The sequence below is a fragment of the Microlunatus sp. YIM B11417 genome (genome assembly GCF_059617205.1).
In genome coordinates, this window is record NZ_JCAMPJ010000002.1 from 540764 (window position 1) to 555135 (window position 14372).

At 70.2% G+C, this 14372-nt stretch carries 13 protein-coding genes; 6 read left to right on the forward strand and 7 right to left on the reverse strand.

All coding sequences use genetic code 11. The annotated features are described in order from the left end of the window. The first annotated feature begins 22 nt into the window (after positions 1–22). Positions 23–1045 carry a permease gene (locus AC6CCG_RS12875; RefSeq protein ID WP_496654937.1) on the forward strand — a complete coding sequence of 341 codons (1023 nt, stop codon included), beginning with the start codon at positions 23–25 and terminating at the stop codon, positions 1043–1045. Next, positions 1042–1797: a TIGR03943 family putative permease subunit gene (locus tag AC6CCG_RS12880; protein WP_496654938.1), complete on the forward strand. Its 756-nt coding sequence runs from the start codon at positions 1042–1044 to the stop codon at positions 1795–1797. The genes AC6CCG_RS12875 and AC6CCG_RS12880 overlap by 4 nt, the downstream gene beginning before the upstream one ends. A 2-nt stretch (positions 1798–1799) precedes the next feature. Here AC6CCG_RS12880 and AC6CCG_RS12885 read toward each other — a convergent pair whose 3' ends face one another. Further along, positions 1800–2606: a helix-turn-helix domain-containing protein gene (locus tag AC6CCG_RS12885; RefSeq protein ID WP_496654939.1), complete on the reverse strand. Its 807-nt coding sequence runs from the start codon at positions 2604–2606 to the stop codon at positions 1800–1802. Between the two features lie 91 nt (positions 2607–2697). On the opposite strand from AC6CCG_RS12885, the gene AC6CCG_RS12890 reads away from it, so the two are divergent. Continuing rightward, entirely contained in the window at positions 2698–3444 is a 747-nt protein-coding gene (locus AC6CCG_RS12890) for a phytanoyl-CoA dioxygenase family protein (RefSeq protein WP_496654940.1), read from the forward strand. Here the strand turns inward: AC6CCG_RS12890 and AC6CCG_RS12895 are convergent, their stop codons facing one another. Continuing rightward, entirely contained in the window at positions 3445–4428 is a 984-nt protein-coding gene (locus AC6CCG_RS12895) for a helix-turn-helix transcriptional regulator (protein WP_496654941.1), read from the reverse strand. A gap of 95 nt (positions 4429–4523) precedes the next feature. Between AC6CCG_RS12895 and AC6CCG_RS12900 the strand changes: the two genes are divergently transcribed. After that, positions 4524–5246, forward strand: a complete 723-nt coding sequence (locus AC6CCG_RS12900; RefSeq protein WP_496654942.1) for a 4a-hydroxytetrahydrobiopterin dehydratase — start codon at positions 4524–4526, stop codon at positions 5244–5246. On the opposite strand, the gene AC6CCG_RS12905 is transcribed toward AC6CCG_RS12900, so the two are convergent. The 5 genes from AC6CCG_RS12905 to AC6CCG_RS12925 all read right to left on the reverse strand — a co-directional run bounded on the left by AC6CCG_RS12905 (position 5247) and on the right by AC6CCG_RS12925 (position 11745). Next, a complete protein-coding gene (locus AC6CCG_RS12905) occupies positions 5247–6428 on the reverse strand; it encodes a serine hydrolase domain-containing protein (RefSeq protein WP_496654943.1) in 1182 nt (393 codons plus the stop codon). 279 nt (positions 6429–6707) lie between these two features. Beyond that, the gene (locus AC6CCG_RS12910; RefSeq protein WP_496654944.1) at positions 6708–7616 is read right to left on the reverse strand and encodes a carbohydrate ABC transporter permease; all 909 of its coding nucleotides are present in this window, start codon (positions 7614–7616) and stop codon (positions 6708–6710) included. Between the two features lie 2 nt (positions 7617–7618). Further along, a complete protein-coding gene (locus tag AC6CCG_RS12915; RefSeq protein ID WP_496654945.1) occupies positions 7619–8554 on the reverse strand; it encodes a carbohydrate ABC transporter permease in 936 nt (311 codons plus the stop codon). Continuing rightward, complete coding sequence (locus AC6CCG_RS12920; RefSeq protein ID WP_496654946.1) at positions 8551–9852, reverse strand: ABC transporter substrate-binding protein; 1302 nt, start codon at positions 9850–9852, stop codon at positions 8551–8553. The genes AC6CCG_RS12915 and AC6CCG_RS12920 overlap by 4 nt, the downstream gene beginning before the upstream one ends. A 39-nt stretch (positions 9853–9891) precedes the next feature. Beyond that, positions 9892–11745 (reverse strand): glycoside hydrolase family 127 protein, encoded by a 1854-nt coding sequence (locus AC6CCG_RS12925; RefSeq protein WP_496654947.1) that lies wholly within the window; start codon positions 11743–11745, stop codon positions 9892–9894. A gap of 180 nt (positions 11746–11925) precedes the next feature. Here AC6CCG_RS12925 and AC6CCG_RS12930 point away from each other — a divergent pair, with 180 nt between their 5' ends. Further along, positions 11926–12939 carry a LacI family DNA-binding transcriptional regulator gene (locus AC6CCG_RS12930; RefSeq protein ID WP_496654948.1) on the forward strand — a complete coding sequence of 338 codons (1014 nt, stop codon included), beginning with the start codon at positions 11926–11928 and terminating at the stop codon, positions 12937–12939. A 95-nt stretch (positions 12940–13034) separates the two neighbouring features. Then, on the forward strand, positions 13035–14330 hold the full coding sequence (locus tag AC6CCG_RS12935; protein WP_496654949.1) for an MFS transporter: 1296 nt from the start codon (positions 13035–13037) through the stop codon (positions 14328–14330). Positions 14331–14372 lie beyond the last annotated feature (42 nt).

Genomic DNA, 14372 nt, shown 5'->3' on the forward strand with positions numbered 1-14372 from the left:
CCGGTCGTGCCATGATCGTCCGGTGAATCGAGCTGCCGGTGCCCTGAGCCCGACCAAGCCGAATTCGCTGCGCGAAACCGGTCCTGCATCTCCCGGGATCCTGCTGGTCGCGCTCGGCCTGGTGGTGAACCTCGGTCTGCTGCTCTGGTTGGGCCACTCGGCCGGCCTGGATCTGGGAGCACCGGTTGCGCTCGAGTCCTGGTCGACCGTGTTCCTGGCGATCTGCTTCCAGGCCGCGCCGTTCCTGGCGGCCGGGGTGTTGCTGGCCGGACTGATCATCACCCTGGTGCCGCGGACGGCGCTGACGTACCTGCTGCCGCGGAGCCCGAGCTGGGCGGTTGTCGCGGCCGGAATGGCCGGCCTGGTGCTGCCGGGTTGCGAATGCGCCTCGGTCCCGGTGGCGCGGTCGCTGATGGCCAAGGGGGTGCCGGTCGCGCCGGCGCTGACCTTCATGCTGGCCGCGCCGGCGGTGAACCCGATCGTGTTGTTCGCCACCTGGGTCGCATTCCCGGCCCAGCCGATGATGGTGGTGGCCCGGTTCCTGGCCGGGCTGCTCACCGCGGTCGTGGTCGGCTGGCTGTTCCTCCGGCTGCAGCGCTGGGTCACCGTCCCGGCGGTACGCGAAGCGGAGCCGAAGGCCGATCGGCGGGCTGAGACGTTCCGCCGCTCCGCGGTGCACGACCTGGTCCATGCCGGCGGGTTCCTGGTCCTGGGTGCCGCGATCGCGGCCACCGTGGCGACGCTGGTGCCGGCGGAGACGATCGGCGCGATCGCGGAGTCGGGCCCGCTGTCGTACCTGGCGGCCGGGGCGATGGCGGTGGTGGCGGCGATCTGCTCCGAAGCGGATGCCTTCATCGCGGCCTCGTTCACCCAGTTCGCCCCGACCGCGCTGTTGATCTTCCTCACCGTCGGCCCGATGGTCGACCTGAAGCTGATCGGGATGCAGGCGGGCGTCTTCGGTGGCCGGTTCGCCGCCAGGTTCGCACCGCTCACCTTCGTCACGGCGATCATCGTGGCGGCCCTGGTCGGGGCGGTGCTGCTGTGAAGCGCAGGCTGCACGACGGCTGGTGGCGACTGGTCGAGGCGTTCCTCATCGCGGCGTTCGGCGGCACGTTGATCTGCCTCGTCGGGACCGGCCACTTTCTGCGGTACCTCCGGTCGGAGATGGCGATCCCGCTGGTCCTGACCGGGATCTGCCTGGTCGGATTGGCGGTCTGGACCGTGGTCGTCGTGTGCCGGCGGCCGGTGGACTCCGAGACCGATCATGATCATGGCGGTCACCATGATCACGGAGTGGTGAAGTCGCTCTGGTTGCTGCTGGTCCCGGTGCTGATCGCCGCCGTGATCAGCCCGCCGGCGATCGGTGCCCAACTCGCTCAGCGCCGGGGACCGGCGCCCGTCTCGGCCTCCGACGTCCCGGCGCTGCCCGACATCCCGACGTCCGGAGGCGGTGCGGGGAAGGTGATCGGGCTGCCGATGGCGAAGTACGAGGCGCTGGCGGTGACCCGGCCGCCGGAGGAGCTGGCCGGCCGGCGGTTCGCGATCACCGGCTTCGTGATCAACAAGCCGGACGGTGACGGCTGGTACCTGGCCCGGATCCGGATCCAGTGCTGCGCCGCCGACGGGGTGCCGGTGCTGGTCGGCATCTCGGGTGCCGGGCCGCAGCCCGACGACACCTGGCTCGAGGTCGTCGGCACGTACCAGCGGCCCGAGCAGGTCCCGTACGGCGAGGTCGCCCGGCTGCTCGCCGAGGAGGTCCGGCCGATCGAGGAACCGGCGGACCCCTACGTCTACTGAGGTCAGGCCTCGCCCTGCCGGTCGCGCCGGTAGTCCCGCGGCGGTATCCCGTACCGACGCCGGAACTGCCGGGACAGGTAGAACTCGTCGGTGAAGCCGAGCCGCTCCGCGATCCCGTGCAGCGGCAGGTCGGTCAGCCGCAGCAGGGCCGCGGCCGACTCCAGCCGCCGCGCATTCCGGTACGCCAGCGGGGCGGCGCCGAACCGCCGCCGGAAGCCGCGCCGGAACCCGTCGTAGGAGGTGCCGACCTGCGCGGCCAGTTCGGCAAGATCGACCCGGCCGGCGAGGTCGGCGGACAGCCGGTCCGCGGCCTGCTCCCAGGGATCCTCCATCGGTTGCCGGCGGGCCGAGGCGGTGGTCAGCCAGTCGGCCAGGGCGATCAGCTGCCGCTCCGCGTCGCCGGCGGTCCGCGGCGCGTTGCCGAGGATCAGGGCAAGATCATCTCCGCCGCTCGGCCAGTCCAGCGGCCGAGGTCCCGGCTCGTCCAGGACACCCTGGTCGGCGAGCAGGTCGAGCAGCGGGCCGCCGGCTACGACGAACCATTCCGTCCATGACCGGCCCGGTGGGGTGCTGTACCGGTGCGGCCAGTTCGGCGGCACGACGGTCAGCGTCGACGCGGTGATCGGGACCGCCGGGCGCTCCTCGTCCCGGTACTGACCTTCGCCGGACAACACCAGCGACACAACGTAATCGTCGATGGTCCGGAGGGTTCGCGGCATCACCGGCTCGTCCTCCTCGACCGAGCCGGCAAGCGCGATCCAGCCCAGCCGCGTGCGCGGGCCGTCCGAGATGGTGATCCGCATCGGCATCCCAAAACCTCCATGTCCGGGACAAGACGTCCATTCCGTGAACGCGTCTCGAACACTAGCGTCGGAGGTGCCGACCACAGAAGGAGTTGAGATGACCATGATCACGCCGGCCATGATCGAGCAGTACCGGGACGAGGGCTACTTCATCCTGGAAAGGGCGATCGAGGGCGACGCCCTCGAGCTGCTGCGCGGCGGTGCCCAGTTCGCGATGGACCGGCTGGACGAACGGATGGACGAGGCCGGCGTCGACCGGATCGGGATCAACGCGAAGGGCAAGCGCTACTTCAGCGAGATGGTCTACAAGGAGCGTCCGGAGCTGCGGAAGTTCCTCTTCGGCGAGACGATGGCCGAGGTCTGCCGGGCGGTGCTCGGCGACGCGGCGTACCTGTTCTGGGAGCAGTACGTGATCAAGGCCAGCGACCCGGACACGGCGTTCGCCTGGCACCAGGACTCCGGCTACGTGCACGAGAACCACGCCCCGTACCTGACCTGCTGGATCGCCCTGGACGACGTGACCGAGGAGAACGGTTCGGTCTATCTGCTGCCGTACTCGCGCTCCGGGATCCGTTCCTACATCAAGCATCTGCGGTCCGAGAAGGGCGACGAGGTCTGCTATTTCGGCTCCGATCCGGGGATGCCGGTGATCGTCCCGGCCGGTTCGATCGTCTGCTTCTCCAGCACCGTGATCCACCGCAGCGGCCCGAACCTGACCGACCGGCTGCGCCGGGTCTATCTGGCGCAGTACTCGTCGGAGGTGATCATGGACGCCGCCGGTGAGAAGCCGTGGGGCTCGTTCGAGCAGTTCATCGGCGACGGCCGGGTGATCGCCACCGCATGATCATCCCGGCGCCGCAGCGGGCTGCCGCGCCGGGACATGCGCCGCGATCAACCGGTGCCCGATCCGGACCAGCTCGGCCCGCACGGACGGAGGCTCGAACACCCGGATCCCGCCGCCGAGGTAGATCAACTCGCAGGCGGCCTCGTGGATCGTGGGAAAGCTGGCGGTGAACCGTCGGGCCTCACCGGCGACCGGTTCCAACTGGTACTGCTCCGGGAGCGTCGAGGTGACCCGGCCGACCGCGTCCGGCCGGACCTGGAACTCGACCAGGACCCGTTCGCTCGAACACGGCTCGTGACGGCGGCTGACGTCCTCCCAGGCCCGGACGAGGTCGAAGCCGGCCGGGCGTTCCACCGGTACGGTCGTCGCGGCGGCGTCCACGATCCGGCTGACCCGGAAGGTCCGCAGCCCGGCGTCGCTGCCGGCGACGAGATACCAGGCGCCGCCCTTCGACACCAGGCCGTACGGGTGGACGCGGCGATCCACGGTGTCGTTGCCGGGCTTGGCGTAGCTGAGGTCGAGCTGGACGCCGGCGACGACCGCTGCCCGCAGCCGGGCCAGGACGGGCGGAGCCGGCGGGGCGGGCTGACCCCACCGGGTCGGGTCGATGTGAATGGCCCGCCGGGTCAGCCCGGCCTGCTCCCGGGTGCTGGCGGGCAGCGCCGCCAGCAGCTTGCGCAGTGCCGAGGTCAGTCCGGCCTCGAGGCCGAGACCGGCCAGCAGCTCCGGTCCGGTGACCAGGAACAGGGCCTGCGCTTCCTCGGCTGTCAGCGCCGACAGGTTGATCGCGTGCCCGTCGAGCAGGGCCCAGCCACCGCCGCGGCCGCGCTGCGCGTACAGCGGAAGGCCGGAGAGCAGCAAGGCGTCGAGGTCGCGCCGGATCGTGCGTTCGGACACCTCGAGCCGGCGAGCGAGGTCCGGGGCGGTCAGTTGCCCGTGGGCCTGCAGGAGCAAGGCGATGGCCACGAGGCGCTCGGCGCGCATGATCGCAAAGTATCAAAGAAAACAGGACAGAGGGCTGGCCAGTTTGGCCTCTACAGTCACGTTTCGAGAGACCTCGATCCTGGGAGCGTGAAGCGATGAGCACCAAGACATTGACCGGCCGGCAGATCGCGGCCGCGGGCCTGGACGGCTGGACCCTGCTCCTGTCGTACGGGCAGGGCGGGCTGCAGACCAGAATCCACACGGAGAACTTCGCCGCCGGGCTGCGGCTGGTCGAACAGATCGGCCGGGCCGCCGAAGAACTGCACCACCAGGCCGAACTCGACCTGCGTCCGTTCCGGGTCGACGTCCGGCTGACCAGCCGGGAGAGCGGGGGCGTCACCGAGACCGACCTGGCGCTGGCTCGGCGGATCTCCGAGATCACGGCGGCCGCCGGCGCGGAACTCGAATGTGCGACCGTGGCGCGGATCGAGCTGGGGTTGAACACGCCCGCGTACGACAAGATCGCGCCGTTCTGGGCGGCGGTGCTCGACGGTGAGCACGTCATCGGGACCGAGGCCTGGGGTGACGTCGGCGACACCCGCCAGGCCCTGCCGATGATCTGGTTCCAGACCTCCGACGGCGAGGAGTCCGGGCGGGCCTGGCATCCGCACGTCTGGGTCGACCCGGCCCAGGTCGGGCCGCGCATCGACGCGGCGCTGGCCGGCGGCGGCACGCTGGTCAGCGACGAAGGAGCCCCCTCGTCCTGGGTGTTGGCCGATCCGGACGGCAACCGGCTCCACCTGTGCACCTGGCAGCCGGGCGAGACCGTGCTGTGCGATTCGCAGTACCGGCCCGGTGGGTCCAACTGGCACGCATGATCAACCGCGGGCGACGGTCCCGATGATCGACTCGAACGTCTCGAACACGGGTGGCGGCCCGGCGCTGCTCCAGGCCTGCGAGGTGAGCAGGACGCCGGTCACCGGTCCCGCGTTCGACCAGGTCGAACCCAACCCGCCGGACCAGCCGTAGCCGCCCGCCGGTGGTCCGTCCGGCAGGTCGCGGATGATCACTCCGACACCGTGACCCCACCCGGAACTGCCGTCCGGCGCCGGCCCGCCGCGAGCCAGTTGATCATCGGTGAGCTGATTGGTGATCATGGTCCGGACGGCCGCCTCGGCGAGCAGGCGGCCGCCGTCGAACGCGCCGCCGGCCCGCAGCATCGAGGCGAACCGGTGATAGTCGGCCAACGTCGAGACCAGACCTTCGCCGCCGCCCGGGAACGCAGGCGGTCTGCTCCACTGGCCGTCGGCCTCGTCGAAGATCGTCAAGGCGCCGGGCTCGCCGGCGTAGTGGGGTCCGAACCGGTCCAGCTTGTCGTCGGGTACGAAGAAACCGGTGTCGATCATGCCGAGCGGCCCGAGGATCCGCTCGGCGAGGAACTCGGCCAGCGAGCCGCCGGTCGCCCGGGCCACCAGGCAGCCCAGCACCTGGGAGCCGACGTGGTAGAGCCAGCGCTCGCCCGGCTGGAACTGCAGCGGCAGGCGACCGAGCCGCTCCAGCCAGGTGTCCGGATCGGGCATCCGCGCCGGCGTCGGCGGGCCGAAGCCCAGCCCGAGCTCGTTCCACGCCTCGTCGAACGGCTTGGGCGAGAAGTCGGTGAAGTCCATGCCCCAGCCGAGCCGGAACGTGAGCAGGTCGTCGACCGTGATCGGCCGCCCGGCCGGCACCGTGTCGTCGAGCGGCCCGGCGGGATCGCGCAGCACCCGGCGATCGGCCAGCTCGGGCAGGAGCCGGTCGACCGGCTCGTCCAGGGCGAGCTCGCCCTCCTCGACCAAGATCAACGCCGCGACGGCGGTGATCGGCTTGGTCATCGAGGAGATCCGGAAGATCGTGTCGGTCCGGATCGGCAACGTGCCCCGGGGATCGAGATGCCCGATCGCTCCGGTCCGTACCTCGTCGCCGTACGAGAGCAGCCAGGCCAACCCCGGCAACTCACCCGAGCTGACGTGAGCGCCGAGCCGCTCCTCGACCACCGCCTGCGCACTTGAGTCTTCGGCCACGAACCCTCCTCGGTCGGCGTTCCGCCCAGTCTGCCCGAATCCTCGGCCGCCGTCGGGTGAATTCCCGCCGGGACCACCCGGCGATCGTTCACCCGATCCGTTGACCGCCGAGTCGCGACGCCCGGACCGGTCGAGGTCGAGCCGAAGGGACTGGATGCCATGGTCCCGGCCTCAGCCCCCACCGGCCCCGATCTCCGATCGACCGGTCACTTCCGCAGCGACACGCCGCCGGAACGCCTGCTTTTGTGACCGGTCGGCGGAGTTTTGTTGGGGGCGGGATCAGCCCTTGACGGCGCCGGAGGTGAGGCCTCGGACGTAGTAGCGCTGCAGGGCGATGTAGAGGACGACGCAGGGGATCATGGCGACGACGGCGCCGGCGGCGAGGACGCCGTAGTCGATCTGTCCGTACGTGCCTCGCTGCAGGTTCACCAGGTCGATCGGCAGGGTGTAGAGGGTCGGGTCGGTGAGGAAGGTGAGGGCGCCGAGGAACTCGGTCCAGGAGGCGAGGAACGCGTACAGGGCGGTGGTGGCGGCGCCGGGCATGACCAGCGGCCAGAGCACCGAGATCAGGGTGCGCATCGTGCCGGCGCCGTCGACGTGACCGGAGTCCTCCAGTTCGGCGGGGATCGCGGTGAACGAGTTGCGCATCACGAAGACGCCGAACGGCAGGTGCACGGTCGCGTAGAACAAGATCAAACCGAACAGGCTGTCGGTCAGCCGCATCGCGTTCAGCTGCAGGTAGAGCGGGGTCAGGATCGCCTGGAACGGGACCATCATGGTCAGCACGATGATCGCGAACAGCAGGTTGGAGCCGCGGAACCGGAACTTCGCGAAGCCGTAGCCTGCGAACAGCGCGAGCAGGGCGGTGAGCAGCGCCGAGCAGAGCGAGACGATCAGGCTGTTCCCGATGGAGCGGCCCAGCGTGCCCTCCTGGACCAGCACGGTGAAGTTGCTCAGCGTGACGTCGAAGAAGGTCGCCGGATCCGGCGGGTCGACGATCACCGCGCCCGGTTGCAGCGAGCGGAACAGGGCCCAGAGCAGGGGCACGGTGAACACCAGCAGCGCCAGCAGTCCGCCGAACACGTAGAGGACCTGTTTGATCCTGGTGTCCCGCTCGATGCCGGTGATCGTGCTTGTTCTCCTGGGCCCGGTCCGTCCGGGTCCAGCGGTTGCGGTCAGTGTCGCCATGATCAGTCCCTCTCCCGGAGCAGCCAGAACTGGGCCGCCGTGACCAGGCCGATGATCACGACCAGCAGCAGCGACATCGCCGTCGCCGCGCCCAGCTGCAGCTGGACGAAGGCCCGCTTGTAGATGGCCATCACCACGGTGGTCGTCTGCGATCCCGGCCCGCCCTGGGTCAGGATGAAGAACTGGGTGAAGGCGAGGAACGAACCGATCACCGAGATGATCAAGCAAAGCGCGATGGTCCGGCGCAGCATCGGCAGCGTCACGTGGCGCTCGGTCCGCCACCAGCCGGCGCCGTCCAGCTCGGCGGACTCGTACACGTCGCTGGGAATGCCCTGCATGCCGGACATCAGCAGCATCATGGTCAGTCCGGACACGCCCCAGACCACCAGGACGCAGATCACGATCGTGCCCAGACTGCCGTCCACCAGCCAGGCCGTGCTGCCGTCGGTCAGGCCGACCCACTTCAAGATCAGATTGATCATGCCGCTGTCCGGCTGGGCCTCGAGCACCATCAGGAAGCTGAGCGTGGTCAGGCCGACCACGTACGGGATGAAGAAGACGGTCCGGAGCACCTTGGCGCCGCGCCGGTTGGACCGGACCAGCACCGCCAGCGTGTAGCCGAGCAGCAGGATCGGCAGCGTCACGATCGCCGTGTAGATCAAGGTGTAGACGATCGACCAGCCGAACGCCGGATCGGTGAACGCCTGCGCGTAGTTCTCCAGCCCGATGAACCGGAAGTCACCGATCAGCGGGAAGTTGGTCAGCGAGATGTAGACCGCCACCAGCAGCGGCGCCAGGACGAAGACGGAGACGAAGATCACCGCCGGCAGCACCAGCAGCAGGCCGGTTCGCGGCGGGTGGGTGAGCGAGCGCGGATTCTCCCGGTACGCTCTCGGCGGCGCGTCGGTCCGGGTCGGGTCGAGGGTCTCGGTGATCATGCCTGGGCCTGCCTCAGGATGCGGTCGTAACTGCGTTGCGCTTCCTCCATCGCGGCCTCCACCTCGCCGTCGAACACCGCCCGCCGGTACATCGCCAGCCAGGCGCCGTCGGGCTGGTTGTAGAGCAGGTTGTACGCCAGCGTCGTCGGCGCGTAGCCGGCGTCGAGTTGATCAAGCGTCGGGACGGCCAGCGGATACTTCTCCCGGAACTCGGGCGTCGCCACGTCGGACCGGATCGGCGTGTAGTTGCCCTCGGGCAGCCGGGCCTGCTGTTCCGGCGCGACGCAGAAGGCCGCGAACTCCCAAGCAGCGGAGGGATTCCGGGCTCCGTTGACCAGGCAGAGATTGTTGCCGCCGTCGAAGAACGCGCGGCCGCCGTCCGGTCCGCAGAGCAGCCGGACGGTGATCTTGGACAGCAGTTCGTCGTCGGCGTTCTTGACGACACCGCCGAAGGATCGCGGCGTCATGCCGACCCGGCCGGCCAGGAAGTCGGCTGGATAGGTGGAGCCGTCCTCGGCGTACGCGGACGACGGGACGAGCTTCTCCTCCCAGAGCGTGCGCTGGAACTCCAGCGTCCGGCGCAGCGCGTCGTTGCCGGCCACGTTGCCGCGTTGAGCCCCGACCTCCCCGATGATCATGTCGGTGTCGGTGGCCCAGATGTGTGGCTGCACGGTGAAGCCGAGCGAGCCGGCGGCGTTGCCCGGGATGGACCAGCCGTACACGTCGTCACCGAGACCCCGGAGCTTGCGGGCGGCCTCGAGGATCGAGGCGAAGTCCTTGGTCGAGTCGTCGATGTCGAGCCCGGCCTGCTGGAACAGTTCGGTGTTGCAGAACAGCACCGAGTTGTCGGCCAGGAACGGCACCGCGTAGACCCGGTCGTCCTTGGTCGCCAGCGCGAGGTGCCCCGGGCTCAGCTTCTCCTTGCCGGGAAGGCGATCGATCAGATCGGTCAGGTCGGCGAAGGCGCCCCGGAAGATGAACAGCATCGAGTTGATGTCGTCGAAGTCGACCAGGTCGGGCACCCGGCCGCCGCGGATCGCGGTGGCCAGCTTGGTGACGAACTGGGCGTCCGGCACCGGCGTCACCCGGACCCGAACCCGATCCTGTTGTTGATGGAACGTGTCGGCCATGAACTGGATGCCGGTCTGGGTCGCCGACCGGCACCAGACCTCGACGGTGCCGGTGGCGCCGCTGCCGAAGCCGGCCGCCGCCGTGTTCACCGCCGGGAGTTGTCTGGCGCAGCCGGACGCCAGGGCCAGCGCGGCCCCCGTGCCCAGCAGCGCTCTTCGGGTCAGCATCGTTGCTGTCACTCCTTCCGGGTCTTGCCCGGACACCCTTTACTGCAAGGGAATCCAGACCCGCATCGGTTGTGGGCCACGATTGGCCCAGAGATGGTACGGCAGCGCCACCAGCTCGACCGGGCCGTCCGGTCCACTGCCGGGGGCCTTGATCAACGTGACTCCGCCGAGCAGGTCCTCACGCCGTTCCTCGAGGAGCTCGCCCGCCGGGTCGAGCCGAAGATCATCGACGGCGACGCCCTCGGCCTGGTCGGCCTGCTCCAGGGCGTAGACCAACGGTCCGCGTTCGATCGCCAGGCAGCCGCGCGAGGCGTCGACCCGGGGATGCGGAGCGGTCAGTCGTGGCGTCAGCGGCAGGTCGAGCACGAGTTGATCACCGGCCTGCCAGACCCGGCGGACGCTCGCGTACTCACCGGCCGGGACGTTTCCTGAGCCTCTCGAGGGGCCTTCGACAGGCTCAGGCGCCGTCAGCGTCGCGCCCTCGGCCCAGCCGGGCACCCGGAGCGCGATCGTGGTCTCGTCCGCGCCGGCCTGGTCCACGGTGATCGTGATCCTGCCCTGCCACGGGTAGTCGGTCGCCACCGTGAGCTTCAGCTCGCCGGCCTGGATCGTGCCGGGCAGGTACTGGTGCAGTTGCAGCCCGTCCGCGTCCGTACTCGCCAGATAGCCTTCCAGGCTGGAGAATGTCCGCATCACGTTGGGCGGGCAGCAGGCGCAGGCGAACCAGCCGACCCGGCCGCGGGCCGGGATCCGATCATGATCGGGGACCGACCGGTCGCGCAGGTGCAGCGTGTTGACGTAGAAGTACTCGGTGCCGGCCTGGGAGACCCCGGAGATGAACCCGTTGTAGATCATCCGCTCGATCTGGTCGGCGTAGCTCGCCTTGCCGGTCGCCAGCAGCATCCGCCAGGCCCATTGGATGCCGCCGATGGTGGCGCAGGTCTCGGCATAGGCCCGGTCGTTCGGCAGCTCGTACGGATCGCCGAACGCCTCTCCGTCCCAGCGGGCGCCGAGCCCACCGGTCAGGTACTCCTTCTCCTGAGCCATCGACGCGAACTGCGTCTCCAGTGCGGCCAGCAACTCCGCGTCGCCGGTCTCGGCCGCGACGTCGGCGGCACCGGCCGCGAGGTAGACGGCCCGGACCGAGTGGCCCTCGACGGTGGTGGCCTCGCGCACCGGCACCCGGTCCGAGTAGTAGCCGACATCCCGGCCGCCGGTGATGGTGCCCCGGCCCCGGGTGTCCACGAAGTGCTTGGCCAGGTCGAGATAGGACCGCTCGCCGGTCTCCCGGTACAGCTCCACCAGCGCCATCTCGATCACCGGGTGGCCGTCCAGGGCCGGGTTCTTGTCCGGCCCGAAGGTGGCGACGAGATGATCGGCGACCCGGCGGGCCACGTCCAGCAGTTCGGACCGGCCGGTGGTCCGGGCGTACGCGACCGCCGCCTGGATCAGGTGGCCGGCGCAGTAGTGCTCGTGGCTCATCTCCAGCTTGCTGTAGCGCTCGCCGCCGCGGAGCTGCACCACCGAGTCGAGGTAGCCGTCCTCGGCCTGGGCGTCCTGCAGCAGGCCGGTCAGCTCGAGGATGTCGTCGAGCAGGGCCGGGTCGGCACTGCGTCCGTACTCCCAGGCCGCGGCCTCGAGCCACTTGTGGACATCGGAGTCGGCGAAGATCGGGCCGACCGCCTCGCCCTCGGCCTTGCCGGCGGCGATCTCGAGGTTGAGCACGTTCTTCGCCTCGCGCAGTTGCTTCAACCCGGCCGGGATCGCGGCGGCCCGGTTGGCGGTCTGACGGGCGCCGAGCGGGCCACCCGTGATGGTGACCGCGCCGGCGGCCACGGGGTGCCAGACCACGGCGGCGGATTCGGTGGGACGGACGGGGCCGGCGTACGCCATGTTCAGCTCCAAGAAATTGCGGAAAACTGGAAATCTCTTTCCAACGACGGTAGGCCTCCAGTGAGTCGAGCGTCAAGACCGGAATCCTTTCTGTGACACGGATTCTGGGGATATCTGAGGTAGCCTGGGGCGATCGCCGAATGGAAAAATCTAGGAAAATTGTTCGACGAAGGAGGGCAGATGGCGGTACGGCGGACGGCACGCGTCGTGGACATCGCCCGCGCGGCGGGAGTCTCGCCGGGCACCGTGTCCAAGGCACTGAACAACTCCGGGGCGCTGCGGGAGAGCACTCGGGACCGGGTCTACCGGGCCGCGGCCGAGCTCGGCTTCACGCCCGATCCGGGGCGGCGGCCGCCGGCCAGCCGCAGCTTCACGGTCGGTCTGCTCAGCGCCGACTCGGCCGGCCGGTTCAGCATCCCGGTGATGCTCGGCGCCGAGAACGCGCTCGCCGCCGGTCAGCTCTCCGCGCTGCTCGCGACCAGCCGGAACGACCCGGTCCGCGAGGCGTACCACGTGCGGAGCCTGGTCGCCCGCCGCGTCGACGGCATCATCGTGGCCGGCCGGACCACCGACGCCCGGCCGCGGATCGACGTCCCCATCCCGGTGGTGTACGCCTTCGCCCCGTCGAGCGATCCCGACGACGCGTCTGTGATGCCCGACGACGCCGACGGAGCCCGGCGGATCGTCGATCATCTGCTGGGCATCGGCCGGCGCCGGATCGTCCACGTCGCCGGCCGGCCGCACCAGCACAGCCCGCGCACCCGGGCCGAGGTGACCGAGCAGGCGCTCCGCGAGGCCGGCCTGGAACCCGCCGCGCCGACCCTGTTCGGCGAATGGAGCGAGAGCTGGGGCCGGCGCGCCGTTGATCAACTTCTGCAGGCCTGGCGACCTGGCGAACCGCTGCCGGTGGACGCGATCAGCTGCGGCAGTGACCAGATCGCCCGCGGTGTCTGCGATCGGCTGCGGGAGCTGGAGCTGCGGGTGCCGGACGAGATCGCGGTGACCGGCTTCGACGACTGGGACGTGATGGCGCTGGCCAGCCGGCCGCCGCTGACCACGATCGATCTGCGGTTGGAATACCTCGGCCAGCGGGCCGCCGAACTGCTGCTGGACGCCATCGACGGCCGGCCCCACCACGGGACCGAGCTGACCGGCATGGAACTGGTACCACGGGCCTCGACGGGCTGGGCTTAGGTCACCGAGATCCGCCGGTATACCATCGGCCTCGGCGGGGGAGTCAAGATCGAATCGAGGAATCTGGTGGTGGCGCGGACCGGGGTGTGCCCGGAATGAGTGCCGATCTCGGGTCCGGTCTCCGGGCCTATCTCAAACTCTTGCGGTACCGGCCGGCTGCCGCGCCCTTCTTCGCGGCGACGATCGCCCGGCTGCCGATCTCGATGACGCCGTTGGGCATCCTGCTGCTGGTCCAGTCCGAGCGCGAGGCCTACAGCCTGGCCGGGTTCGTGACCGGAGCGTTCGCGATCGGGTCGGCGGTCGGTACGCCGCTCTGGGGCCGGGCGATGGACCGGTTCGGGCAGGTGCGGGTGCTGCTGCCGACGAGTGCGGTGAGCGCGGGCCTGACGGTGCTGCTGGCCCTGGCCACGATCGGCGGCCTGCCGATCCCAGGCCTGATCGCGATCTCGCTGGGCGCCGGGCTCTCCTTCTCGCCGGTGACGCCGGCGATGCGGGCGGCCTGGCGGACCGTGTTCCCGGACCCGAAGTCGCGCCGGGTGGCCTTCGCGCTGGACGCCACCTCGATCGAGTTGATCTTCGTCGGTGGACCGCTGCTGCTGTCGGCGCTGCTCGCGCTGACGGCTCCGGTGGTGCCGCTGCTGGTGACCGCGGCCTGCATGGCGGTCGGCGGCGTCGCCTACTGCCGGACCGACGCGGCGCGGCGTTCCCGGCCGGCCACGCCGCAGCCCGGTGATCTGGGCGACCCGGCCGCCGAGAACGTACGGACTCATCGGTCGGCCCTGACCGTCCCCGGCGTCGCCGTGGTGCTGTTCGTCATGCTCATGCTCAGCGTCGGGTTCGGCCAGCTGGACACCTCGATGGCCGGCGTGGCGGGCGAACTGCTCGGCGGCACCGAACGGGTCGGCCTGCTGTTCGCGGCGATCGCCGGCGGCAGCGCCATCGGCGGTCTCGCCTTCGGTGCCCGGACCTGGGGCTTCGACGAGCGTCGCGGCGTCGCGGTCTGCCTCGGCCTGTTCGCCCTGTTCCTGGTCGCGATCGCCCTGCTGATCGCCCTCGCCGGCGCACCGCTCGGCGCCCTGCTGCCGCTGCTGTTCTGCACCGGACTGACCATCGCACCGATGTTGATCATGCAGCAGGCGCTGCTGGACCACCTGACGCCGGCCTACCGGCTGAACGAGGCGCAGTCGCTGCTGTCGGCGACCAACATGGTCGGCGCCGCCGCCGGTACGGCGCTGGCCGGCATCATGATCGACTTCCGGGGTGTGGCCGCGTCGTTCGTCTGTGCGGCCGTGGCGGCCGCCCTCGCCTGCGCGATCGCCGTGGTGAACCAGCGTCGCTGGCGAGCCGCCGAGCTGGCAGCCTCCCGCCGGCACGCCGACGCAGCGCGGTAGCGGTCGTCGCAGGTTCCGGGGCGGCGGCCGGGCGGCTACGGT